This window comes from Dactylosporangium sp. NPDC005572, assembly GCF_040605515.1.
Classification (GTDB): domain Bacteria; phylum Actinomycetota; class Actinomycetes; order Mycobacteriales; family Micromonosporaceae; genus Dactylosporangium.
In genome coordinates this window covers 1-24456 of sequence record NZ_JBEXCY010000176.1, presented here as the reverse complement: position 1 = coordinate 24456, position 24456 = coordinate 1, and the positions used below count along the sequence as shown (strand labels likewise).

The following is a 24456-nucleotide window of genomic DNA, read 5'->3' as shown; positions in this document are numbered from 1 at the left end:
TGGACTGCAGGTGCAGGCCGATGAACTCGTTGGCGTAGCACTCGGCCTGCTTGCCGGTGGTGAGCTGCTGGCCGGCGTTCTCGACGAGGCACGCCGACTTACGTTCTTCGGCGGTGAGGGTGTCGGCGGTCTTGAAGGTGATCTGCTGCTGGCTGAGCTGGGTCTTGACGTAGTCGTTGGCGAAGTTGGCGTTGCTGGTCAGGACGAGGCCGGCGACCAGCAGCAGCCCGGCCAGGATGACGAGGCCGAAACCGACGATGAGGTCGAGCGTCTTGCGCTTCATGGGTGCCCTCCGGGGCTGTGGTGGTCCGCCGTTCGTTTGCTGAGCACAGCGTCCCGCGCGGGGCTGGTTGCCCAGCAGAGCCCAACCACCTGACTCCGCCGGGACCTCCGGCCCGGGCCTGGCGGGACCTCCGGCACCTGCGCTCGGCCGGGGGTAGGGCGGATCGGCCCCACCAGGGGTCGTGCTCGCTCGACGGCCATCGCCCGGCCTCGATGGTGAGGCTGGTATGGGGGAGGAGTGCGGGTCAGGCCGGGAGACAGGCCATAGGCGATCTACGATATCGGCAGAGTTTGATGTGACTGCCGAGAGGCGAGGTATCGACCATGTGGAGAACCCGGCGGATCGCGGTAGCGCTCGCCATGACCCTGACCACGGCGGGCGCCGTGGTCGTGCTGAGCTCGACCGCGGCGGTGGCGGCGGACCTGTCGGTGAGTCAGGCCCTCGCCGCGCAGGACGGCCGGAGCGCGTCGGTCGTCGGATACGTGGTCGGGCAGCCGACCGCCACGAGTACCGTCCTGCGGTCCGGATTCACCGGTGACACCGCGCTGGCACTCGCCGACTCGGCGAGCGAGACCGGCACGACGCGGATGTTGTACGTGCAGATCACCGCCGCCTACCGGGCCTCGTTCGGGCTGCAGTCCAACCCGTCGCTGATGGGCCGCCGGCTCGTCGTCGCCGGGCAGCTGACGGCGTACTTCGCCCACGGCGGCCTGAAGTCCCCGACCGCGATAAGCCTGGCCGGCAGCACACCGACGTCCGGTCCGACCTCCGGCCCGACCCCGACCGGACCCGTCGAGACCTACTACGCCGCGGCCGCCGGCAAGACCGGCCCCGCACTGCGAGCGGCGCTGCACAACATCATCAAGGTGCAGACCACCCTGTCGTACGACGGCGTGTGGAACGCCCTGAAGGACACCGACCAGGACCCGAACAACACGAACAACGTCATCCTGCTGTACTCCGGCCGGTCGCAGAGCAAGACGACGAACGGCGGCGGCGCCAACGACTGGAACCGCGAACACGTCTGGGCCAAGTCGCACGGCGACTTCGGCACCGCCACCGGGCCCGGCACCGACGTGCACCACCTGCGCCCCGAGGACGTCTCGGTCAACGCCGCGCGCGGCAACAAGGACTTCGACCTCGGCGGATCGTCGGTCAGCGAGGCCCCCGGCTGCCTCACCGACAGCGACTCCTTCGAACCCCGCGCCGCCGTCAAAGGCGACGTCGCCCGCATGATCATGTACATGGCGATCCGCTACGAGGGCGACGACGGCTGGCCCGACCTCGAAATCAACAACTCGGTCGGCAACGGATCCGCCCCCCGGATCGGCAAGCTGTCGGTACTGCTGCAGTGGCACCAGCAGGATCCCCCCGACGCCTTCGAGAAGCGCCGCAACGAGCGGATCTACGCCGCCTGGCAGCACAACCGCAACCCGTTCATCGACCACCCGGAGTGGGCGGCCGCGATCTGGGGCTCCTGACCCGGCAGCGGACGAACCCGCAGCGGACGAACCCGCAGCGGACGAACCCGGCAGTGGACGAACCCGGCAGTGGACGAACCCGGCAGTGGACGAACGGGCGACACCAGCGGCGCGGTGGCCGGCAAGCCACCGCGCCGCACCATGGAAGCGCGCTGACAGGTGCGCCGCTCAGAATCGGGCGCCCACGTCGGCGCCGTTCGACGGGCGCAGGAAGGTCGACGACGGGATCGATCCGTCGGCGTTGCGGGGCCCCGTGACCGCGGCGGGGTCGGTGCTGGCGAGCGACCAGCTGCCGCCGACGTCCCACGAGTTCCCGGAGCCGCTGGAGTTCGATCCGAGGGCGGCGTTGCTGCCGTTGGAGACGGCGAGGTTCTGGGTCAGGGTGCTGTCGGAGCGGCTGACGTCGAAGCCGGCCTTGGGGTGGTTCCAGGCGGTGCAGTGATCGATGCGGTGCTGGCCGGGGTTGTCGTTGTCGACGAACCCGCCGGCCGAGCTGCCCCAGGCCATGCTGTTGCGAACGGTGTGGTTGGCGGCCACCCCGTTGCCGCCCAGCTTGAACCCGTTGCCGTCACCCTGGTAGTCGGGGAGGTTCCACCGGTTGTACCCGTTGCCCCAGGCCAGGCTGTTCTCGATGAGGATGGGCGACTGGAACATCCAGAGGTCCAGGCCGTCGTCGGCGTTGTTCCACAGGCGGGCACCCCGCACGACGTTGCCGGATCCGGAGCCCTCCTTGATGGCCACGCCGTCGGCGCTCTCGCCGTTCTTGCGCGGGTCACGGTTGCCGTAGCTGTCCAGGTTGATCACCTGGTTGTTGCTGGATGCGCCCTGCAGGTGGAGTCCGGTCTCGTAGTTGTCCCGGGTGACCAGGCGCTCGAAGACGCTGTTGTTGACGTCGACGCCGAACACCGCGTACGGGCCGTGGATGATCTCGAGACCGATGAGGCGCCACCAGTCGCCCTCGATGTGGATGGCGCCGCGCTCCGCGCGGGGGATCGTGGAGCCGACGTCGCCCGGGGTGTACGACATGTTCTCGCCGTCGATGACCACCCGTTCGCCGTCGTAGTTGCGCATCGTGATCGGCTGGCTCGACGTGCCGTTCTTGATCAGCTGGATGTTCGCGGCCGGCGCGTACGTCCCGCCGCGGATCAGGATGGTGCCGCCGGGCTGAGCCAGGTCCACGGCGCGCTGGATGGTCCTCAGCGGTGCGCTCGGCGTGCCCGCGTTGCTGTCGTTGCCGTTGGTGGCCACGTACAGCGTGCTGGTCGGCTGCGGCTGTCCGCTCACGTCGACGTCGAGGTAGTCGATGTTCGGCAGGCCGGCGGCGCTGGTGGGGCTGAACCGCACGGTGTTGCTGCCGGCGGTGACGTTGACGGTCAGCGTCCTGGTGACCCAGGTGTTCCAGGCGCCGGTGCCCTCGAACGACGCCGACTGCACGGTCGAACCGTTGACGATCACGCCGGCGGCGCGGGCACTCGTGCCGTTGGCGAACCGTACCCCGAGCGTCGCCGTGCCGGCCGCCGCGGCGTTCACCGTGAACTGGGCGTACGCGCCCGTTGCGTTGGTGGCGTTGCAGAATCCGGACCCGGAGAATCCGGACCAGTTGCTGTCGATGGTGCCCATGCAGACGGCTGGAGCGGCCTCCGCCTCGTAGCGCGCGGACGCGGCGGACGCCGAGCCGGCGGTCAGCCCCACGGTCGCGCCGACGGCCAGGACGGTGCCGACGACGAGCAACTTCGATCTCATCATGCCTCCAGGCGGACAAGCCATCGAACATCCGGCATGCATGAGGCTAGGAAAGCGCTTTCTGTACGGCAAGGCGGAGCGTGTGCAGGTTTGTTGCAGGACGCCGGCCCGCCCGTGCCCTGCCGGCGCCCGCCGCCCGGCGATGGAAGTTTCAGGCGGGACGACGAGCCGACCGGACCGGCACCACCAGCGGGCCGTGCTCGCCCTGCACCACGCGGACCCGGGCCCGGTAGTGCGTGGCGAGCAGTTCCTCCGTGAGCACGTCGGCCGGGGCGCCCGAGGCGACGACCGCGCCGCCGGCGAGCAGCACCATCCGGTCCGCGTACTCGCCGGCGATCGCCAGGTCGTGCATCGTCGCCAGGACCGTCAGCCCGCCGTCCCGGCGCAGCTCGTCGACCAGCTCCAGGACCTCCTGCTGATGCCCGATGTCCAGCGCGGTGCCCGGCTCGTCCAGCAGCAACAGGCTGGCGCCCTGGACCAGCGCCCGGACCAGGAACACCCGCTGCCGTTCACCGCCCGAGAGGGTGCCGAGCATCCGGCCGGCGAAGCGGTCCAGGTCGAGCTTGCCCAGCACGTCGCCCACCGCGGCCACGTCGGCGGCGGACTCCCGGCCCAGCGGCGCGACGTACGGCGTGCGGCCGAGCAGGACGTAGTCGAACACGGCCATGCCGGGCGGGACGACCGGCGACTGCATGACGGTCGCGACGGTCCGGGCCCGAGCTCGTCGGGGCAGGCGGGCCACCGGCGTGCCGAACAGGGCGATCGACCCGGTGCTGGGCACCAGGCCGCCGACGGCGCGCAGGAGGGTCGACTTGCCGGCACCGTTCGGTCCGATGATCGTGACCCATTCGCCGGCCTCGACGGCCAGGTCCACGCCGCCGAGGATGGCCGCGCCGTCGAGCGTCACCCGCAGGTCCCGTACCTCGACTGCGGTCAAGCGTCCTCCGCTCCGCTCCTCATGGTGCCCGGCCTCCTCCGCCTCGCTCCGGAAACCGGTCACAGCGCCACCCGCCCGGCAGTACGCAGGACGAGCACGAAGAACGGTGCGCCAAAGAACGCGGTGACCACCCCGATCGGGATCTCGGCGGGGCTGGCCGCGGTGCGGGCCACCACGTCCGCGACGGCCAGGAACGCGCCGCCGAACAGCATCGACAGCGGCAGGATCGCCCGGTAGCTGGCGCCGGCGAGCAGCCGGACGGTGTGCGGCACGATGATGCCGACGAAGCCGATGAGACCGGACACCGACACCGCCGCGGCGGTGGCCAGACTGGCCGCGGCGAGCAGCACGTACCGCGACCGCTGCGGGTGCAGCCCGAGGCTCGCGGCCTCTTCGTCGCCGACCGAGAGCACGTCCAGCTCCCGGCGCAGGAGCAGGATCACCACAGCGGTGACGGCCGCGTACGGCAGGACGACCCGCACGTCGGACCAGCCGGCGGTGGACAGGTGCCCGAGCAGCCAGGAGTACACCTCGCGGATCGCGTCGATGTTGCGCTGCATCACGTACGTCTGCGCGGCTGCCAGGAAGGCCGAGACCGCCACGCCGGCGAGGATCAGCGTGGTCGGCGAGCGTTCCCGGCCACCGCCGGCGCTGAGCACGTAGGCCAGCAGCACAGCGGCCAGCGCACCGGCGAACGCGACCACCGGCGTGGTCAGCGGGAGACCGCCGAGCGCGGTGCCCTGCGCGGCGCCGCGGTACGCGATGAGGACGGTGACCGCCAGCCCGGCGCCGGCCGCCACGCCCAGCAGGCTCGGGTCGGCCAGCGGGTTGCGGAACACGCCCTGGAAGCAGCCGCCGGCGAGGGCCAGCATCGCGCCGACGAGCAGGCCGAGGACCACCCGGGGCAGCCGGATCTCGGTGACGATGGCGATCTCGCGCTCGTTGAGGCCGCTGTCCAGGTGCACGCCGGGCACCAGGTTCAGCAGTTCGGCGGCGACGCTGCCGGGCGGCAGGCTCACCGGGCCCAGGGCGACGCCGCCCACCAGCGCTACGAGCACCGCCAGCACGCCGGCCAGGACCCAGCGCGGGCGCAGCCGACCGGCGGGCTGACGGCCGGGTCTCACGCCGGTACCTTGGCCACTGCCTCGACGATGGCCCGGAGCAGATCGACCACGCGCGGGCCCCAGCGGGACGCCACGGCGTCGTCCAGCGCGACGATCCGCCCGGTCTTCACGGCGGTGATGCCGGACCAGCCCGGGCGGGCGGCGACCGTCTCGGCCGACTGCTTGCAGCACTTCGAGTCGGCGAGGAACACCAGGTCCGGGTCCGCCTGGACCAGCACCTCGACGGAGAGCTGGGGATAGCCGCCCTTCGCGCCGCCGGGATCGGCCGGATCGGCCACGTTCTGCAGACCCGCCATGGTGAACAGGGAGCCGACGAACGTCGTGCTGGTGGCCGTGTACAGCGTCGGGTCGAGCTCGTAGTAGTACGTCGGCCGGCTCGAGCGCGGCGGCAGGTCCTTGATCAGCTTGTCGATGTCGCCGCGCATGCGTCCGACCAGGTCGGTGGCCTCGTCGCCGTGGCCCGTGAGCCGGCCCAGCTCGTCGATCTGCCGGTACGTGTCGTCGAGCGTGACGGCCGCGGGCGCCAGGTAGACCGGGATCTTGAACTTGGCGAGCTGGTCGACGACCTTGTTGGCGTCGGTGGTCAGCACCACCAGGTCCGGGTTCCTGGCCGCGATCGCCTCGGCGTTCGGCTGGAACCCGGACAGCTGCGATTTCGGCGCGTCGGCCGGATAGTCGGAGTTGTCGTCGACCGCGGTCACCTGCGCCCCGGCGCCGATCGCGAAGAGCATTTCGGTCGTGCTCGGCGACAGCGACACGATCTTCGCCGGGCGTTGCTGCAGCGTGACCTTGCCCACCGTCACCGGATATGCGGCGGCGCCGGTGGAGCCGGGCTGCGGGGTGTCGTCCGCGCCGCCGGCGCAGGCGCCGAGCGTGAGCGCGATGGCGACCAGGGTGGCGCCGACGGTTGCGGGCGTGCGTCTGCTCATCTGTCCTCCTGTCGGTCGAGGAGTCGGTGCTTCGCCGACAGGGTGACGAACATGGCCCCGCCCGCAAGGCGCCCTTCCTCGAGAGCGCGGTTCGCGACCGTCCCCGGCAGGCGACCTGGCTAGTCCCCGGCCGGATCGGTCGGGGCATCACAGTTGCGGGACAGCACCGGCGTCGCACCGGTTTCGCTGCGGGTGGTCGCCTGCACGGTAGTACATCGACACCGGTCAGGGGCGGTCAGGACCGCGCAGCCGGGCTCCAGGCCGGTACCGCTGCTGTCGGACTAAACTTTCAGGGTGCATGTCGGTTCGCTGTCATGGCTGGTGCGACCGACACCCCCGCCCCGCGGGCTGGGGATCGCGGTCGTCGCCGTGCTGATCGTGAGCGAGACCATCCTGGTCTATCCGCTCCGGCAGGTCATGACTCCGTTCTACCCGGGCATGATCTACATCGTCGGCGTGCTCGTGGCCTCGATGGTGTGGGGAATGTGGCTCGGGCTGGTGACCGCGGTGGTGAGCACCGTGGTGTTCGTCTTCTTCCACGTCGAACCCGTCGAGACGTTCGCGGTCTCCGACATGCGGCAGGTCGTCGGGTTGGCGGTCCTGCTCATCGTCGCGGTGGCCATGAGCGCGGTGGCGAACCTGTCCCGGCTGCGCACCCTGCAGGCCGCGGACTCCGATCTGACCGCGGACATGGCTCGGCTGCTGCTGCACGCGGACGACCTCTCGACGGTGCTGCCCGCCGTTGCGCAGTGCGTCGCGCAATCGCTCGACATCCCCGGTGCGGCGATCCACCTCGCCACCGTGCCCGGTGACGACCGGCACTCGGCACTTCCACTGCGCGCCGGTACCACCCGCCTCGGGACCATGCTGGTGCCGGTCGACGTTCCCGAACGGACGATGCAGCGGCTGCGGGAGCGCGTTGTGCCGTCATTGGTGTCGCTGCTGCACGCCGCCTACGAACGTGCGGCCGTGCTCGACTCGCTGGAAGCGAGCCGGGAGCACCTGCGCCGGCTCGCCGCCGAACAGGCCGCGGTGGGGCGGGTGGCGACGCTCGTGGCCCACGGGAGTCGTCCATCCGACGTCTTCGACGCCATCACCGCCGAGCTGCACGGACTGCTGGGTGACTACAGCACGTGGCTGTGTCGCTACGAACCTGCCGGCATGGTCAACATCGTGTCGACCAGCCTGTCCGGCCTGCGGCCGGACCAGCTGCGCTGGCCGTTCGAAGGCGGGAACATCCTGACCCGGGTGCGCGACAGCGGCCGTCCCGCCCGGATCGACAGTTTCCAGGACGTTCCCGGCCCCGTCGGCGCGCTCGCTCGTGACCTCGGTATCAGCTCCTCGGTCGGGGTACCGATCGTGGTGGAGGGGCGGCTGTGGGGTGTGGCGGCCGTCGGGTCCGCCCGGGCCGAGCCGCTGCCGCCGGACATCGAGACCCGCGTCGCGCGCTTCGTGGATCTTGCCGCCACCGCGATCGCCAATGCCGACACCCAGGCCCAGCTCGCCGCGTCCCGGGCCCGGCTCGTCGCCGCCGCGGACCAGGCCCGGCAGCGCATCGAACGCAACCTGCACGACATCACACTGCAGCATCTGCTCGCCATCGCGTTGCAGTTGGGCGTCATGCAGGCCGCCCTGCCGCCCGAGCTGGAGCAGACCAAGGCGGACCTGACGCGCACCCTGTGCGGCCTGAACAGCGCCGTGGACGACCTGCGGGAGATCTCCCGGGGCATCCATCCGACGCTGCTCGCCGCGGGCGGGCTGCCGCCCGCGCTCAAGGCACTCGCCCGCCGGTCGCCGGTACCGGTCGACCTCGACCTGCACGCCTGCACGCGCATGCCACCGGTGATCGAGGTGGCCGCCTATCACCTCGTCGCCGAAGCGCTGACCAACGCGGCCAGACACGCCCACCCCACGGTCGTGCGCGTGCAGGCCGAAACCCGCGACGACGCCCTGCACGTGTCGATCCGCGACGACGGCGCCGGAGGCGCCGACCCCCATCGTGGGACCGGCCTCACCGCCCTCCGCGACCGGGTCGAGGCACTCGGCGGCACCCTGACCATCACCAGCCCCACCGGCGGCGGCACCCTGCTGCGGGCAACCATCCCGACCATCTCCGCCTCCAGCGGTCCCGCTGAGGAGGCGGACCCGCGGCGGGCGGTTGAGCGTGGGTCGTGAGGCACACCCGGGACGCCGGCCCTTGAATCGGATTGCGACACTGTCCGCATCGACGACGGGGAGTTCGGGGTGCCCGGGATCCTGCGGAAGGTCACCGTCCGCATCCGCTCCGCCTTTAAGCCAAAATTAAGCCGGAAAAACGTAATCGAATGGGGTCCGAGACCCGACCAGCAGCGCTGGAAGCGTGCTGTTCTAAGTCTTCCTTTACGTCTTGAACTAAGCCTCTGAGCTGCCGTAATTTGCTGACCGCACGGATTCCACGACGTCAGCCCAGGACGGCGGAGACAGACGAATGCACAACGATTCCCCCAACCCGCGCGGAAGGCGCCGGGCCCGGAACCTCATCATCGGCGCCGCGGTCGTCGCGGCGGTCGGTACGAGCGGGGTCTACCTCGCGACCGCGAACGCCGACGAGGCCGCGCCCGGCAAGATCGAGGCGGAGAGCTGGTCGGCCCAGAACGGGGCGCGGACCGAGAACACGGCCGACAGCGGCGGTGGCAAGAACGTCGGGTGGCTCGCCGACGGCGACTGGATGCAGTACGACAAGGTGACCATCGGCGCCCAGCTCAGCGCCCGGATCGCGGCCAACAACCGGGCCGGCGGCTCGATCGAGCTGCACCTCGGCTCGCCGGCGGGCGCGCTCGTGGCGACCTTCCCGGTCGCGTACACGGGCGGCTGGCAGAAGTGGACGACCGTCACCGCCACCGCGGCGAGCGTCCCGTCCGGCCCGCAGACCCTGGTCGCCGTGATGAAGAGCGGCCAGAAGAGCGACTTCGTGAACGTCAACTGGTTCGCGCTCGGCGACGGCACCCGCCCGCCGGCGACCGCCACGGTCGCGCCGCCCGCGCCGAGCAGCGCCGCCCCGACCGGCGGCACCTCACCCACCACCTCGGCCCCGGCCCCGGCCGGCGGCTGGGTCGACGTCGACCAGGCCAAGTGGCAGGCCGAGCTGGCCGCGTTCAACCAGCTCAAGCAGCTGCCGGTGCCCGCGGGCACCACCCGGGTCGCCGAGTTCCACACCGACTGTTCGGTGTCGAACGAGGCCAAGGACGACCCGATCGTGCTGCCCGGCCTGTCCGGCGCGTCCCACATGCACACGTTCTTCGGGCCGACCGTCGACGCGAACACCAAGCCGGCCGACCTCTTCGCCCGCAAGACCAACTGCAACGCCCCGGGCGACAACAGCGCCTACTGGGTGCCCCAGCTGCTCAGGAACGGGCAGCCGGTCAAGATCAAGAGCTTCCGGGTGTACTACGGGTCGCGCCTGCCCGACCCGTCGGTGACCGTGCCGTTCCCGCCCGGCCTCGTCATGGTCCACGGCGACGCGAAGCGCCAGGTCGCCACCCAGAAGGGCGCCCCGGGCCAGTTCTGGTGCGCCGGCAGCGCCGAGACCGGCCGCAGCGCCGACGGCAACTGGCCGGTCTGCGCCCCCGGCGGCAACCTCATCTTCCAGCTGACCTTCCAGGACTGCTGGGACGGCAAGCACATCGACTCGCCGGACCACAAGTCGCACATGGGCGGCGCGAAGAACGGCAAGTGCCAGGGCGACTACCCGGTCGCCATCCCGAACCTGTCCTTCATGGTGAACTACGAGTCCCTCGGCGGCGACGGCCTCGCGCTGTCGTCGGGGATGGCCTCGTCGATGCACGGCGACTTCGTCAACGCCTGGAAGCCGGAGAACCTCGGCCCCCTGGTGAAGGTCTGCCTCGACGCGAAGGCGAAGTGCGGCACCACCCCGTCCTTCACCGGCGGCTGATCTCGTCCCTCCGAACGGCCCCGCCCATGGTGGCGGGGCCGTTCCTCGTTCCCATTGAGGTGTGTTGTGCGTACCGCGGCGAAGCTCTTCGCGGCGTCCACCCTGGCCGTCGTCACCGTGCTGTGGGTGGCCGGCCTGTCCACGTCCGCTCCCGGCCTGGCCGCCGCCGGCCGCCTCGCCGCGCTGTGGTCCACGGACCTGCTGCTGCTGCAGGTGCTCGGCATGGCCCGGATCCCGTGGCTCGAACGCGCCTTCGGCCAGGACTCGCTCGGCCGCTGGCATCGCTGGACGGGTACCGCCTCCTTCGCGCTGCTGCTCGCCCACGTCGCCCTGGCCCTGGTGGCGTACGCCGAGCGGACCGGCACCGACCCGGCGCGGCAGATGTGGGCGTTCCTGACCGTGTACCGCGGCATGGTCCCCGCGACCCTGGGCCTGCTCGCCCTGGTGCTGGTGACGGTGACGTCGCTGCGCCCGGTCCGCCGGCGGCTGCGCTACGCCACGTGGCACCTGCTGCACCTGTACGCGTACGCCGGCATCGCCCTCGCGATCCCGCACGAGCTGTGGCTGGGCAGCGACTTCGGCACCCCGTTCGCGTCGGCGTTCTGGTGGACCATGTACGGCGCCGCCGCCGGCTCCACCGTCGTCTTCCGCCTCGGCATGCCGGTCTGGCGCACGCTGCGCCACCGCCTGCGCGTCGACCGGGTCGTCCAGGAGGCCCCCGGCCTGGTCTCGGTCTACCTGCGCGGCCGCCGCCTGGACCGCCTCCGGGCCCGCGCCGGCCAGTTCTTCGTCTGGCGCTTCCTCGACGGCGAGGGCGGCTGGCGCGGCAACCCGTACTCCCTGTCCGGCCCGCCCCGCGCCGACCGCCTCCGCATCACCGTGAAGACGGTCGGCGAGGCCACGGCCCGGGTCGCCGCCCTGCGCCCCGGCACGAAGGTGGTCATCGAGGGCCCGTACGGCCGGATGACCGCCGACACCTACAGCGGCGGCTCGGTCACCATGTTCGGCTGCGGCGTCGGCGTCACCCCGCTGCTGGCGCTGTTGTGGGACCTGCCGTACGGCCACGGCAAGGCGACCCTGGTGTACCGCACCCGCCACCCGCAGGAGGTGGCGTTCCTGCCCGAGCTGGAGTGGCTGGCCCGGGAGCGCGGCGTCCGCCTGGTCCCGCTCGTCGGCCCGCGCGCGGCCCCCGGCTCGTGGCTGCCGGTGGTGTACGCCGACTACGACGACATCGCGGCGCTGCGTTCCCTGGCCCCGGACCTGGCGGACCACGACGTCTACGTCTGCGGCCCCGACCCGTGGACCGACGCCGTCCTGCGCGCCGCCCGCCGCGTCGGCGTCCCCGCCCCGCGCCTGCACCGCGAGCGCTTCGCCTGGTGACGGCCGGTCGCGTGAACGGGCCGTCAGCGGGTAGGGCACCGGTATGAAGATCGGTGTGATCGGCGCCGGCAGGATCGGCTCCACGCTGGCCCACCTGTACACCGCGGTCGGCGACGACGTCGCCATCGCGAACTCCCGAAGTCCGGACACCCTGCGCGACCTCGAGCATCAGCTCGGCCGTCACGCACACGCCGTCACCGCCGAGCGGGCGGCCCGCTACGCCGACGTCGTGATCGTCGCCGTGCCGTTCGGCCAGTACCGGGAGCTGCCCGCCGCGGCCCTGGCCGGCCGGACGGTGATCGACGCGACCAACTACGACCCGGAACGCGACGGGCACGACGACGAGCTGGAGCACGGCGAGGTGACCAGCAGCGAGCTGATGCAGCGGCACCTCGCCGGCGCGCACGTGGTCAAGGCGTTCAACGCGATGCGCTGGGACCACCTGCGCGACCACGGCCGGTCGGCCGGGGCGAACCTCCGGTACGGCATCGCGGTCGCCGGTGACGATCCGAACGCCAAGTGGCGGGTCTTTGACCTCGTCGAGCAGATCGGCTTCGAGCCGGTCGACGCCGGCCCGCTCGCCGAGGGCGGCCGCAAGTACCAGCCCGGCACGGAGGTCTACACCGCGGACCTGTGGGCCGACACGCTGCGCGCCCGCATCGGCGTCGAGGGCACCTGAGCGGTCAGTCCGACGGTTCGGGACCCGCGGGGGCGCGGGGTCGCCGGGCCCGCCTGACGAGGCAGACGACCAGCAGCACCGCCGCCGCCGCGCCGGTCCCGCCGATGCCGAGGATCCAGTACCCCTCGGCGCGCGGCGGCCAGGCCGGCGCGTGGATCGCGGGACCGCCGAAGCGTCCCTGCCTGACCAGGTCGGCGGCCACGTCGAGCTGCTGCACCTCGCCGTCGGCCACCGACAGCCGCCGCGCGGGCTCGCCGGGGCGGACGGCGTCGATCTCGCGGTCGTTCACGATCCACACGGAGTCGCCGCCGGACCAGCCGACGAGCCGGTCCGGCCAGCCGGGCCGGCCGGTCCGCGGCTCGTCGACGACGTCGCCGGTGGCCGGGTCGGCGAACTGCAGGTGCCAGCGCTGACGGGCGCGTGCGTCGAGCACGTGCTGGCGGCTGGGCAGGTTCCGGGTGCAGGTGAACCAGTCACAGACCTCTGCGGCGACCAGGACGAGGCGGGTTCCGTCGGCGGTCCATCCCGCGAGCCGCTGACGGTCGGTGAGCGGCATCGTGGCTTCCACCGTACCGTCGGCCGCGTCGACGATCGTCACCTGCTGGGCTCCGGCCGACCTCCGCAGGACCAACGCGATCCGCCGGTCGTCGGGCGAGAACATTCCCTCGCTCTCGACGGCCTGCGGGTCGACGCCCACGGACAGCAACGTCCGGCCGCGCCCGCTTGCCGCGTCCACGACGACGATCCGGACCGCGTCCGACTGACCCTCGACCGGGTACGGATCGACGGCTACCAGCACCTCGGTTCCCTGCGCGGACCAGTCGAGGACGTGCACTGTCGAGTGCTCGTGCTCGGCGATCCGGACGGTCCGGCCGGAGGTGAGGTCGACGATCGAGGTCCCGACGGCCAGCAGCCGCCCGTCGGGAGAGAGCCGCCCACCGACGCGCGACGTCGTGCGGTACGAGCCGTCCTGGCCGATCACGGTCGCCGGCGGCCGGGGCAGGATCTCGACCGCCGGGCGGTGGTCCACGACGAACCTCAGCATGGCCGGGCCGTTCGGTGACCGCTCGGCGGTCTGCTGCCACGAGTGCGCGAGGCCGAAACTGCTCGGCAGGACGGCGTTGCCGCCGTCGCCGACCTCGGCCGGTCCGGGGGTTGCCCGCCATGCGATCGGCAGCGCCGCGAGCGCCAGCAGCGCCAGCAGACCGCCGAGCGTCGCGGTGAACCGCCGCCGGCGACGCAGCCGGCGGCCGCGCCGCCACAGATCGTCCCGGCTGTCCAGCGGCCGGGACTGCTCGGCCAGATCGGCGAGCACGCGGCGCAGGTCTGCGGTCATCGGGTCACCCTCACAACATCGGTCAGCGCCGGGGCGAGCTTGCGCAGGCGGGCCAGGGCGTCGCGGGTCTGGCTGCGGACGGTGCCGACCGTGACGCCGAGGACGCTCGCGGCCTGCGTCTCGGTCAGGTCCTCGAAGTAGCGCAGGACCAGCACGGCGCGCTGCTTCGGGGCCAGGGCGGCCAGCGCCTCGCGGACCGCGACCGTGGTGGTCACCCCACCGGAGATGTCCGGCCCGGCCCGCTCCGGCAGGGCCCCGGTCGGCACCGCCTCGCGCCGCCAGCGCCGGCGCCAGGAGAGGTGCTTGCGGTGCAGCACCTTGCGCACGTACGGCTCCGGGTCCCCGCCGGCCAGGATCCGCTCCCAGCGCGCGGCGACCTCGATCAGCGTGACCTGGACGAGGTCGTCGGCGAGGTGCGCGTCCCCGGTCAGGAGGTACGCGATGCGTGACAGCCCGGCGACCCGGGCGCGCACGTACTCTTCGAAACGCTGCTCGCCGGGCGGGGACGAACGACTCGGAGGGGTTCGCACACTATCCACACGCTCGCCGGGCCCCGTTTCGAGGGGTGGGCCCGTTCGAAACCCTCCGGCACCACTTCCCGGTGTGGTCCACCGGACCACCGTAGACCCTCGATGAGCGCACAGCCGAGCTGCTCAGCGCTGCGTCGCCGCCGGTACCGACGGGGCGTCGGTGTCCTGGTGGGCGCCCGGGTGCTCGTCGACGACGGGCCGGGGGATGAGCAGCGCCGCGAGGCCGGCGACCAGCGACGTGGCGGCCATGAAGGCGAAGCCGAGCACGTAACCCCGCTCCGTCGGATACCCCGACGGGAGCAGGTCCGCGGTCAGGACGGTCACGCCCACCGCCGAACCGATCGCGCCGCCGACGATCCTGATGTTGGCGTTCATGCCGATCGCGGTGCCGGTCTGGTGGGCCGGGACGGCGTCCACGGTCGCGTTGGCCAGGTTGGCGAACACGATGCCGGTGCCCGCGCTGCAGACGCAGCTGGCGACGACCACCTGCCACACCTCGGCGTGCAGGACGGTCACCATGGCCAGCGACGCCGCCGTGGCGAGCGAGCCGTAGACGAGCGTGAGGCGCACACCCAGCCAGGCGGCCAGCCGGGCGGCGGACAGGCCGCACAGGAACCCGACGACCGACGACGGCAGCATCAGCTGCCCGGCCGCCGTCACCGAGGCCCCGAAGCCGTACCCGCTGTCGCTCGGTGTCTGCGTGAACTGCGGCAGGAAGGCGAACGAGCCGTACATCGCGATCCCGATCGTCAGCGCGACCAGGTTCGCCGACCACACCCCCCGCGTCGCCATCATCCGCAGGTCGATGAGCGGCGTGCGGACCTTCGACTCCGAGTACAGCCACGCGGCGGCCAGTGCCACGGACGACGTCAGCAGGCCGAGCACCCACGGCGACGACCAGCCGGCGTGCGGCCCGCGGGTGACGCCGAGCAGCAGGGTGACCAGCCAGCCGGCCAGCAGGAGCGCCGGCGCGGGCGTGATCCGGGCGCCTGAGCGTACCGGCGACTCGGGGATCAGCCACAGGACGGCCAGCGCGCCGGCCGCCGCCGCGATGGCCGGCAGGAGGAACAGCCAGTGGTACCCCAGCCCGTCGAGGATCGGGCCGGCGACGACGATGCCGGCGGCGAAGCCGACCGACAGCAGCGACGACGTGAGCGCGACGGCGCCGCGCAGCCGGTGCTGGGGCAGATGGTCGCGGAGGATGGCGAAGGACAGCGGCACCGCGCCGCCACCGAGGCCCTGCACCGCCCGGGCCGCGATCAGCAGCCCGATCGAACCCGCCGCGGCCGCGGCCAGCGAGCCCACCGCGAGCAGCCCCAGCGAGATCGCGAGCACCCGGGTCTTGCCGTACGCGTCGCCGGCGCGTCCGCCGACCGGGGCGGCGACGGACGCGGCGAGCAGGAACGCGGTGAGCACCCAGGCGGCCGTGGACTGGTCGGTGTCGAACCGCTGCTGGATCCGCGGCAGCGTGGGCACCGTCAGCGCCTGCAGCAGCGGCTGGGCGAGGACACCGGAGCACAGCACGAACAGGATGAGGCGATGCCGGGAAGGCATGACGTGGTCCGGTCGGGCGGTTCAGTCGTGGGTCGGGAAGGCGAGGGCCAGGCCGCTCGACGGTGACGTCGCCGGGTCGACCCAGCGGCTCGTGACGACCTTGCCGCGGGTGAAGAAGTGGACACCCTCGACGCCGTGTGCGTGGCTGTCGCCGAACAGCGACGACTTCCACCCGCCGAACGAGTAGTACGCCATCGGCACGGGGATCGGGACGTTGACGCCGATCATGCCGACCTGCACGTCCTGTTCGAAGTCCCGGGCGACCCCGCCGTCGCGGGTGAACAGCGCGACCCCGTTGCCGTAGGGGTTCGCGTTCACCAGGTCCACCGCGTCGCGGTAGGTGCCCACCCGCACGACGCTGAGCACCGGCCCGAAGATCTCCTCGGTGTACACGGTCATGTCGGGTGTCACGTGGTCGAACAGCGTCGGGCCGAGCCAGAACCCGTCGGGCCGGTCGTCCACCACGACGTCGCGGCCGTCGACGACGAGCTTGGCGCCGGCCTGCACGCCGGCGTCGACGAACGACGCGACCCGGTCCCGGTGCGCCGCGGTGACCAGCGGGCCCATGTCGCAGCCGAGGGTGCCGTCGCCGACGCGCAGTTTGGCCATCCGGCTGGTGATCCGGGCGATGACGTCGTCGGCGACCGGACCCACGGCGACGAGGACGCTGATCGCCATGCACCGTTCGCCGGCCGAGCCGAAGCCGGCGTTGATTGCGGCGTCGGCCACGACGTCCAGGTCGGCGTCCGGCATGACGAGCATGTGGTTCTTCGCGCCGCCGAGGGCCTGGACCCGCTTGCCGTTCGCGGTCGCGCGCTCGTACACGTACTGCGCGATCGGGGTGGAGCCGACGAAGCTGACCGCCGCGACGTCGGGGGAGTCCAGCAACGCGTCGACGGCGACCTTGTCGCCCTGCAGCACGTTGAAGACGCCGTCGGGCAGACCGGCCTCCTTCCACAACTCGGCGGTCCACAGCAGCGCCGACGGATCCTTCTCGCTGGGCTTGACGACGACCGTGTTCCCGGCGCCGATCGCGATCGGGTAGAACCACATCGGCACCATGGCCGGGAAGTTGAACGGGCTGATGATGGCGACGACGCCGAGCGGCTGGCGCTTCGAGTGCACGTTGATGCCGGTCGAGACGCTTTCGGAGAAGGCGCCCTTGAGCAGGTGCGGCATGCCGCACGCGAACTCGACCACCTCCAGCCCCCGGGTCACCTCGCCGAGGGCGTCGTCGAGCGCCTTGCCGTGCTCGGCGGTGATGATCGCGGCCAGCTCCTCCTTGCGCGCATTGAGCAGCTCCCGGAACCGGAACATGATTCGCACCCGGGTGGTCAGCGAGCTACGGCCCCAGGACCGCGCCGCCCGCGCCGCCGCGGCGATGACGTGCCGGGCGTCGGCCTCGTCGGCGAAGCAGACCGACGCGGTCACCTTGCCCGTGGCGGGGTTGGTCACCGCGCCGCGACGCGCGGACGTGCCCGGGTACCTCGCGTTGTCCACCCAGTGTTCGACGAGTGCCTCAGTCATGGGCTCATCGTCTGGTACCCGTGACCCGCCGACAATGGACACAGTGTCAGTCAGGGCGCGGAGATCGCCGACAGCTTGTCAATCGCCCGGCCGCCACCGTCAGCTGAAGAACGTCAGGTACAGCAGCGCCAGGTTGAGCGACACGACGCAGACGGCGACGGCCGTCGCGGCGATCGTCGTCAGCGGGCGGTTGACGTGCTCGCCCATGACGCGCCGCCGCGCGGTCAGCACGACCAGGGGGACGAGCGCGAACGGGATGCCCATGGAGAGCACGACCTGCGAGATGACGAGGGCGGCGCTGGGTTCGGCGCCGATCGCCAGGATCGCGATCGCCGGGATGACGGTGAGGACGCGCCGCAGCAGCAGCGGGATCTGCCGGTGCAGCAGCCCGCGCATGACCTCGGCACCGGCGGCGCTGCCGACCGCGGTGGAGGCGAGCCCGGATCCGAGCAGCGCCACTGCGAAGAGCAGCGCGACGCCGGTACCGACCTCGGAGGAGATCAGGGCGTGGACGCCCTGCAGGGTGTCGGTGCCGGGCAGCCCGTTGAGGCTCGACGCGGCAAGGAGCAGCAGCGACAGGTTGAGCACGCCGGCGACGAGCAGCGCCGAGACCACGTCGAGCTTGGTCGCGGCCAGCAGCCGGGACACCTCCAGCCCTTCGCCGCGGTGGTCGAGCCGGGACGTGGTCAGGCTGGAGTGCAGGTAGATGACGTGCGGCATGACCGTCGCCCCGATGATGCCGGAGGCGAGCAGCACGCTCTCGCTGCCGGCGAACGACGGCACGAGTCCGCCCGCGAACGCCGATCCGGACGGTGGGTCCACCACCAGCCCGGCCACGAACCCGACGAGGATCAGCGCGAGGAAGCCGATGATCACGCGTTCGAGCGTGAACTGCCCGCGCCGGTCGCCCACCCTCAGGATGAGCAGCGACACCGCGGCCGTGCACACCGCGCCCGCGACGAGCGGGACGTCGAACAGGATCGCCAGCGCGATGGCGCCGCCGACCACCTCGGCCATGTCGGTGGCGACGGCGATCGCCTCGGCCTGCAGCCAGTAGGCGATGCGGGCCGGCGTGGGTAGGCGGGTACCGAGCTGGCCGGCGAGCGACCGGCGGGTGACGATGCCGAGCTTGGCCGACAGGTACTGCACCAGCACGGCCATGATGTTGGCGAGCACGACGACCCAGACCAGGGTGTAGCCGTACTTCGCGCCGGCCGTGACGTTGGTGGCGACGTTGCCCGGGTCGACGTAGGCGATCGCGGCGATGAACGCGGGGCCGAGCAGGACCAGCCCCCGGCGTGGACGGACTCTGAGCACCTGGCACACGCTCCACTCGCGACGGGGCCCGCGTGTCCGGACCAAGAATTTGCTCCGATCGTGGGCAGGAGTCTAGGGCCGGCCGCCCGCCGATGCTAGCGTCGTGGCATGCGGACAGCCGTTGTGCGCGTGGTCTTCGACCGCGACGGAACCATGCCGGCCGCCGGCTACGAGGCGGGCCTGCGCCGGCTGCGGGAGCTCGGGATCGAGGTCGTCGCCTCGCCGGCGGACCGGTTGCCGGGCCGCAACCGGGAGGTGGAGCTGATCGTCGCCGGTCTCGACCCGGCGGACTTGGACGAGCACGTGGACAAGCACGTGGCCCTGGTCGCCGACGCGTTCGGCGCCCCGGCCACGGCCGGTGTGGTGACCTACGTCAGCCGGGGCACCGACGACGACGCGCGCGGGGTGCTCGCCGCGTTCGGGGTCGACGGTGCGGTGCGCCGGCGGGTGGACGGCGACGAGGAGCTCGTCACGGTGACGCTGGCGCCGGGCGACCTGCGGCGGGTGCCGGAGAGCCGGTTGCACACCGCGCTCGAGGCGGCCCTCAACTGCGAGGTGCGCATCGTCACGGGCGGGTCACCGCTGTGACAGCACCCCCCGCAGGAGGATCCAGCGCAGGCCGGCGTGCGCCCGTGCCTCGCTGGTGCGGGCATGCTCGTGGAAGGGCAGCCACAGCAGGGAACGGAAGTGCAGTGACAGCTCGGTGGGGTCGGCGATCCGGCGGATCTGCCCGGTGCTGAAGCCGTGCTGCATGAGCCGCTCCAACCGGGCGAGCCGCCGCTGGGTCGCGACGTAGTACTCGTGCAGCGGACTGGTCGTCGCCTCGCGCTGCGCCCAGCCGTAGAGCACGATGCGCGCCTCTTCGCGGTACCGCCGGCTCATGTGCACGAAGACGCGCGCCAGGCCGTCGAGGGTCTCCGGCGGGGTCGAGCCCGCGGACATGACCGCCTGGAACGCCTGCTCGAAATGGGCGCCGTGGTCGTCGATGATCTCCCGCAGCAGCGCCTCCTTCGACTCGACCCGGCGATACAGGGTGCCCATGCGCACGTCGGCGGCGTTGGCGATGTCACGGATCGTGGTCGCCTCGTAACCGCGCCGCGCGAACTCGGACCGGGCCGCCGCGACGATCTCCGCGCGGTCGCCCTGCGCGGCCGGCCGCTCCGGGCTGCGCCAGCCGGCGATGGTGGAGGTCGCCGCCTCCAGCGCCGCCGAGCCGTCCAGCTCCTCGTCCGCGGGGCAGTCGGGGACGAGGCCCTGCAGCACGATGTCGCACAGGTGGCTGCCGAGCGCCCGCGGCGTGGCGACGCCCGGGTAGTAGACCGGTGCGTAGAAGGCGAGCCGCCGCAGGGCGAACCGGACGATCGTGAGGTCGACGGGCGGGGCCGGCCGGACCGTCGCCAGTGCACCCACCGTGCTGCGCCAGGCGCGGTCGAGCGCGGGCGTCTGGGCCTGCATGGCCTCGGCGAAGCGGGCGGTGGCCACGCTGGGCGGTGCCTCGTGGGCGCGCAGCCGGATGGCGGCGGCGTGGCGGAAGCTGAGCTCGGTGAGCTCGGTGGTCAGCAGCCGGACGGCCGCTTCCGGGTCGGCGGCCGCGAGGTCGGACCGGCGGCTCGCGGCGACGCCGCACTCGTCGAGGGCCTGGTTCAGCTCCAGTAGGAGTTCGACGGCTATGTCCTCTTTTGACCGGAAGTGATGATACAGACTGCCGGGCAGGACGCCGACGGCCTCGGCGATGTCGTTCATCGTCGTGGCGGAGTAGCCCGCCGCCTCGAACAGCCGCGCCGCGGTCTGCCGAACAGCTTCGGTGCGGGTGCTGTTCGTGCTCGCGACGTCGGATGCGTTCGGGAGGGAAGCCGTCATAACACCAGTATGACGGCCGGCGACCCGGCGCAAGTGCCCTGCGCGCGGGTCAAATATTCGTTTCGCTGACCTCCCCGGCAGGCGGGTGACGTGGAATACTTCCGGGTTACGTGAGTGACACACATGGAACGCCGGTAACAGCCCGGACCCGCAGTCGGCGGGCGACAGGGAGGAACCAGGGTGTCCGAAGCAGTCCATCTGGCCGCCGACCGAGCAGTCCCGCAGCTGCACGCCGTCACGCGCGCCGGGAGCCCGGAGCCGGCGGGCCTGAGCGCCTTCACGATCGCGGACTTCCTGGCGATGCCCAGCACCGTGCAGGGCTCGCCGGTCGTGGTCGCCGGCCAGCAGCACCTCGGCCGGCGGATCCGCTGGCTGCACGTCATCGAGCTCGCCGACAGCCGGGGCCTGCTCCAGGGCGGGGAGCTAATACTTGCTACGGGCATCGCGCTCGCGCAGTCGCCGGCCGAGATCGGGCGCTACGTCGACGCGCTCGCCGACCAGGGCGTCACCGGCCTGGTGATCGAGCTCGGACGCCGGTTCGCCGCCGTGCCGTCCGCGATGGTCCGTGCCTGCAACCGGCGGGACCTGCCGCTCATCGCGCTGCGGCGCGAGGTGTCGTTCGTCAAGATGACCGAGGCCGCGCACTCGGTCATCCTGATCGGGCAGCGCCGGCTGCTGCAGGTCACCGCCGCCGCCCACGAGCGGTTCACCCTGCTCAGCTCGGCCGACGCGTCGGTGGAGCAGCTCGCCGCCGCCGCCGGCGAGCTCGGCGAGGGCGAGGTCGTCTACGCCAACCTCATGCACCAGGTCCTGGCGATGCACGCCCCGGACGGCGCCGCCGAGGTGCTGCTGAACCGCTGGAGCCGCAAGGCATTCACGCTGAACCAGGTGTTCGGCACCCAGGTCGACGACGCGGAGCAGTGCGTGGCCACCCCGGTCGAGGTCCGGGGCCAGCAGCGCGGACGGCTCGTGCTGTTCACCGACCGGCCGCCTGACCGCGGCCAGGTCATGGTCGCCGAGCGGGCGGCGGCGGCGATCGGGATGCGGCTGCTGCTGGAGGACGACGACGTCGTGGTCGCGGGCACGCAGCGCACCATGCTCGAGGCGATCATGTCGGGCCGGGGCGGCAGCGTCGAAGCGATGCACGCGCGAGCCGCCGTGCTGGGCCATCCGACCCGGCATCGGCAGTACCTGCCGATCGTGCTGCTGACCGACCAGCGCGGCGGGCAGCGCGACGTGGGCCGGATACTGGCCGCCGGGCTCGACGGCGCGCAGCTCGACGGGCTCACCGCACAGCTCGCGCCGGACCGCTGGGGCGTGCTGCTCCTGCTCAAGACGGACAAGTTCGGTCCGCCGGCCCAGGCGTTCGCGGCGCGGGTGCACGAGCTGTGGCAGGAGACCGGGGCCGAGCGGCCCGTGGTGGCGCGCGGCGGCCTGGTGTCCGAGCTCGCCGACGTCCGGCACTCGTTCGCCGAGGCGACCGATGTCGCGCTGGCCTCCCGTGCGGCCGGGCCGCCGGGCGAGCGCAGCGTCATCTACTGCGTCGACGACGTACACCTGCGCGGGCTGCTCTACATCCTGCGCAAGGATCCGCGGCTCCAGGCGTTCGCCGAACGCACCCTGGGACCGCTCTTCCTCCGCGACGCGGTGGACGGCGGCGACCGGGTCCGCACCCTCGGTGCCTACCTGCGGTTCCAACGCAACAAGTCGCTGACCGCGCAGGCCCTGGGGGTCTCCCGGCCGACGCTCTACGACCGGCTCGCCCGCATCCAGCGGCTGCTGAGCGTCGACCTGGACGATCCGGAGCGCAGCACGTCGCTCTACGCCGCCATCATGGTCGTCGAGGCCACGGCGGCCGACCCGGACTCCGCGCCGGGTCACCCGCGCACCTGGCGTTGACAGTGTGTCAGAAACGCGCCCGGCCCACCTTGACACCGTGGGCCTACCCAGCCGGACCCGTCTTGCCGATGCTGATCGTCAACCGCCTGTGGCACCGGTCACACGCGGCGCCGATGAGCCAGTAGACGCACGATTCGCCGAGCTGACCAAAGGTTAGCTCCGCTGAGTATCCGCCCGTGGTTACCAGGTAGTCAGGACGAGCCGGCTGCACCAGGCCGCACTGGCGACCACGTTGCTGTCGCGAGAAGACAGGAGCAATCGAGGATGACGGGTTTACGAGTGGCATCGCGGTCCGCCGCCGCGACGGTCGCCGCCTGCCTGGCCGTGGCGTCGGCCGGCTGCGGCGGCTCCGGCGCCGGGGACGGCGCAGAGTCGGGCACGCCGACGAAGGGCGGCAAGGCGACCTACGCGGTGAACGTCGAGGTCACCTCCCTGGACCCGGCGGTCTGCGCGGTCCAGTCGTTCGACCGGTGCGCGCCGATCTTCGGCACGCTGCTGCGCTACGACCTGGACAAGAAGGCGTTCGTCGGTCAGATGGCCGAGTCCTTCGACACCACGGACGGCAAGAACTGGACCCTCAAGCTGCGCAGCGGGGTCACCTTCAGCGACGGGACCCCGTTCGACGCCGCCGCGGTGGCCTTCAACTGGGACCGCGTCAAGGACCCCAAGACGCTGTCCCCGGCCGCGCGCAACACCCAGGGCATGACGTGGAAGGTCGCCGACCCGCAGACCGTCGCGGTGACCCTCGACAAGGTCAACTACCAGCTGCCGTGGGCGCTGGTGCGCGGCCTCAGCGCGATCGGTTCGCCGGCGGCCATCCAGAAGGCCGGCGCGGACGTCGCCAACTCGCCGGTCGGCGCCGGCCCGTTCGTGCTCAAGAAGTGGACGCGCAACTCGCAGATCGAGTACACCCGCAACCCGACGTACTTCGAGCCCGGCCTGCCCTACCTCGACGCGCTCACCATCAAGGTGATCGGCGCCGACGACCAGCGGCTCAACGCCCTGCGCGGCGGCGAGATCGACGTGGACTGGTCGCTGCTGACCAAGGACGCCCGGACGATCGAGTCCACGGGTGACTACCAGATCTACCGGGTGCCGCTGGTGGGCGGCACCGGGCTGCAGTTCAACCTGAAGGACCCGGTCGTCAAGGACGAGGGGCTGCGCAAGGCGATGCTGATGGCCTTCGACAGCGCCCAGATCAACAACGCGGTCTACCCGGGCGACCAGCCGGTCGACCAGCTGCTGCGGCCGGGCGCCACGGAGCGCGACGACGCGATGGGCAAGTTCCCGGACAAGAACCTCGCCGAGGCCCAGCGGCTCTTCGACGACTACCTGCGGCGGACCGGCAAGACCTCCGAGACGGTCACCTTCACCTGCTACGCGGGCCTGCCGGCCCTGGAACAGGTCGCGCAGCTCATCCAGTCGCAGATGCAGCAGATCAAGGGCCTGACCTTCAAGCTCAACGCGGTCGACGGGGCGACGCTCAGCTCGCTGTCCACGAAGCGGGAGTTCCAGACGATCATGGGAGCCACCCTGTCGCAGGAGATGGACAGGCTCTACGACGTCTTCCACACCGACGCGGCGCTGAACGTCATGGGCTACTCCAACCCCAAGGTGGACACGGCACTCGAGCTGTCCCGGTCCTCGGGCAAGCCCGAGGAGGTCGCCGCGGCCTACAAGGAGGTCGTCGGCGAACTGTCCAAGGACGGGCCGCTGCGCACCTGGCGCTACCAGACCGGCCACCTGTACGTGAGCAAGAAGATCAAGGGCATCACGGTCGCCGGTACGAACTCGGGCGCCGGCGTCTACTGGCAGTACGCGTGGCGCGCTAGCTGACGATCCGCGGCCGGCCGCGGGCGCCCGTGACGGGGTTCGCGGCCCCCCCGGGGCCCAAAACCGCGCCCAAAACCAAGACCCGGGACGGGGACAAGAATAAGTCGCGCGCG

General features: G+C 71.9%; 18 protein-coding genes and 1 pseudogene. 8 read left to right on the top strand and 11 right to left on the bottom strand.

Annotation, left to right across the window (positions count from 1 at the left end; all coding sequences use genetic code 11):
• Positions 1-283, bottom strand: a pseudogene (locus ABZS66_RS47010) (hypothetical protein); the annotation flags it as partial.
• Between the two features lie 323 nt (positions 284-606).
• Between ABZS66_RS47010 and ABZS66_RS47005 the strand changes: the two are divergent.
• A complete protein-coding gene (locus tag ABZS66_RS47005; protein ID WP_354769555.1) occupies positions 607-1764 on the top strand; it encodes an endonuclease in 1158 nt (385 codons plus the stop codon).
• A 168-nt stretch (positions 1765-1932) separates the two neighbouring features.
• Here the strand turns inward: ABZS66_RS47005 and ABZS66_RS47000 are convergent, their stop codons facing one another.
• From ABZS66_RS47000 to ABZS66_RS46985, 4 genes are all read right to left on the bottom strand, one after another.
• Positions 1933-3507: a CBM35 domain-containing protein gene (locus ABZS66_RS47000; RefSeq protein WP_354769554.1), complete on the bottom strand. Its 1575-nt coding sequence runs from the start codon at positions 3505-3507 to the stop codon at positions 1933-1935.
• 151 nt (positions 3508-3658) lie between these two features.
• Positions 3659-4444 carry an ABC transporter ATP-binding protein gene (locus ABZS66_RS46995; protein ID WP_354769553.1) on the bottom strand — a complete coding sequence of 262 codons (786 nt, stop codon included), beginning with the start codon at positions 4442-4444 and terminating at the stop codon, positions 3659-3661.
• Positions 4445-4503: 59 nt separating this feature from the next.
• Complete coding sequence (locus ABZS66_RS46990; RefSeq protein WP_354769552.1) at positions 4504-5568, bottom strand: iron ABC transporter permease; 1065 nt, start codon at positions 5566-5568, stop codon at positions 4504-4506.
• Positions 5565-6497 (bottom strand): ABC transporter substrate-binding protein, encoded by a 933-nt coding sequence (locus ABZS66_RS46985; RefSeq protein WP_354769551.1) that lies wholly within the window; start codon positions 6495-6497, stop codon positions 5565-5567. The genes ABZS66_RS46990 and ABZS66_RS46985 overlap by 4 nt, the downstream gene beginning before the upstream one ends.
• A 294-nt stretch (positions 6498-6791) precedes the next feature.
• On the opposite strand from ABZS66_RS46985, the gene ABZS66_RS46980 reads away from it, so the two are divergent.
• The 4 genes from ABZS66_RS46980 to ABZS66_RS46965 all read left to right on the top strand — a co-directional run bounded on the left by ABZS66_RS46980 (position 6792) and on the right by ABZS66_RS46965 (position 12487).
• Complete coding sequence (locus ABZS66_RS46980; RefSeq protein ID WP_354769550.1) at positions 6792-8672, top strand: DUF4118 domain-containing protein; 1881 nt, start codon at positions 6792-6794, stop codon at positions 8670-8672.
• A 292-nt stretch (positions 8673-8964) separates the two neighbouring features.
• Entirely contained in the window at positions 8965-10428 is a 1464-nt protein-coding gene (locus ABZS66_RS46975) for a DUF1996 domain-containing protein (protein ID WP_354769549.1), read from the top strand.
• Positions 10429-10494: 66 nt separating this feature from the next.
• Positions 10495-11808, top strand: coding sequence for a ferric reductase-like transmembrane domain-containing protein (locus ABZS66_RS46970; protein WP_354769548.1), 1314 nt, complete (start codon positions 10495-10497; stop codon positions 11806-11808).
• A gap of 43 nt (positions 11809-11851) precedes the next feature.
• A complete protein-coding gene (locus ABZS66_RS46965) occupies positions 11852-12487 on the top strand; it encodes an NAD(P)-binding domain-containing protein (RefSeq protein WP_354769547.1) in 636 nt (211 codons plus the stop codon).
• Between the two features lie 4 nt (positions 12488-12491).
• On the opposite strand, the gene ABZS66_RS46960 is transcribed toward ABZS66_RS46965, so the two are convergent.
• The 5 genes from ABZS66_RS46960 to ABZS66_RS46940 form a co-directional block, all read right to left on the bottom strand.
• Complete coding sequence (locus ABZS66_RS46960; protein ID WP_354769546.1) at positions 12492-13823, bottom strand: hypothetical protein; 1332 nt, start codon at positions 13821-13823, stop codon at positions 12492-12494.
• The gene (locus tag ABZS66_RS46955) at positions 13820-14353 is read right to left on the bottom strand and encodes a SigE family RNA polymerase sigma factor (protein ID WP_354769545.1); all 534 of its coding nucleotides are present in this window, start codon (positions 14351-14353) and stop codon (positions 13820-13822) included. The genes ABZS66_RS46960 and ABZS66_RS46955 overlap by 4 nt, the downstream gene beginning before the upstream one ends.
• Positions 14354-14476: 123 nt before the next feature.
• Complete coding sequence (locus tag ABZS66_RS46950) at positions 14477-15907, bottom strand: MFS transporter (protein ID WP_354769544.1); 1431 nt, start codon at positions 15905-15907, stop codon at positions 14477-14479.
• 21 nt (positions 15908-15928) lie between these two features.
• Positions 15929-17434, bottom strand: coding sequence for a CoA-acylating methylmalonate-semialdehyde dehydrogenase (locus ABZS66_RS46945; protein WP_354769543.1), 1506 nt, complete (start codon positions 17432-17434; stop codon positions 15929-15931).
• A 99-nt stretch (positions 17435-17533) separates the two neighbouring features.
• Positions 17534-18751 carry an Nramp family divalent metal transporter gene (locus ABZS66_RS46940; protein WP_354769542.1) on the bottom strand — a complete coding sequence of 406 codons (1218 nt, stop codon included), beginning with the start codon at positions 18749-18751 and terminating at the stop codon, positions 17534-17536.
• Between the two features lie 108 nt (positions 18752-18859).
• Here ABZS66_RS46940 and ABZS66_RS46935 point away from each other — a divergent pair, with 108 nt between their 5' ends.
• Positions 18860-19339 carry a hypothetical protein gene (locus ABZS66_RS46935; protein ID WP_354769541.1) on the top strand — a complete coding sequence of 160 codons (480 nt, stop codon included), beginning with the start codon at positions 18860-18862 and terminating at the stop codon, positions 19337-19339.
• Here ABZS66_RS46935 and ABZS66_RS46930 read toward each other — a convergent pair.
• Positions 19328-20611, bottom strand: coding sequence for a helix-turn-helix domain-containing protein (locus tag ABZS66_RS46930; protein WP_354769540.1), 1284 nt, complete (start codon positions 20609-20611; stop codon positions 19328-19330). The genes ABZS66_RS46935 and ABZS66_RS46930 overlap by 12 nt on opposite strands.
• Before the next feature lie 180 nt (positions 20612-20791).
• Here ABZS66_RS46930 and ABZS66_RS46925 point away from each other — a divergent pair, with 180 nt between their 5' ends.
• On the top strand, positions 20792-22510 hold the full coding sequence (locus ABZS66_RS46925; protein WP_354769539.1) for a PucR family transcriptional regulator: 1719 nt from the start codon (positions 20792-20794) through the stop codon (positions 22508-22510).
• 279 nt (positions 22511-22789) lie between these two features.
• On the top strand, positions 22790-24346 hold the full coding sequence (locus ABZS66_RS46920; RefSeq protein WP_354769538.1) for an ABC transporter substrate-binding protein: 1557 nt from the start codon (positions 22790-22792) through the stop codon (positions 24344-24346).
• Positions 24347-24456: the final 110 nt, after the last annotated feature.

Coding starts and splice junctions, on each gene's coding strand:
- ABZS66_RS47005 (WP_354769555.1), top strand. CDS start 607: ATGTGGAGAACCCGGCGGATCGCGGTAGCGCTCGCCATGACCCTGACC.
- ABZS66_RS47000 (WP_354769554.1), bottom strand. CDS start 3,507: ATGAGATCGAAGTTGCTCGTCGTCGGCACCGTCCTGGCCGTCGGCGCG.
- ABZS66_RS46985 (WP_354769551.1), bottom strand. CDS start 6,497: ATGAGCAGACGCACGCCCGCAACCGTCGGCGCCACCCTGGTCGCCATC.
- ABZS66_RS46975 (WP_354769549.1), top strand. CDS start 8,965: ATGCACAACGATTCCCCCAACCCGCGCGGAAGGCGCCGGGCCCGGAAC.
- ABZS66_RS46965 (WP_354769547.1), top strand. CDS start 11,852: ATGAAGATCGGTGTGATCGGCGCCGGCAGGATCGGCTCCACGCTGGCC.
- ABZS66_RS46960 (WP_354769546.1), bottom strand. CDS start 13,823: ATGACCGCAGACCTGCGCCGCGTGCTCGCCGATCTGGCCGAGCAGTCC.
- ABZS66_RS46950 (WP_354769544.1), bottom strand. CDS start 15,907: ATGCCTTCCCGGCATCGCCTCATCCTGTTCGTGCTGTGCTCCGGTGTC.
- ABZS66_RS46945 (WP_354769543.1), bottom strand. CDS start 17,434: ATGACTGAGGCACTCGTCGAACACTGGGTGGACAACGCGAGGTACCCG.
- ABZS66_RS46935 (WP_354769541.1), top strand. CDS start 18,860: ATGCGGACAGCCGTTGTGCGCGTGGTCTTCGACCGCGACGGAACCATG.
- ABZS66_RS46930 (WP_354769540.1), bottom strand. CDS start 20,611: ATGACGGCTTCCCTCCCGAACGCATCCGACGTCGCGAGCACGAACAGC.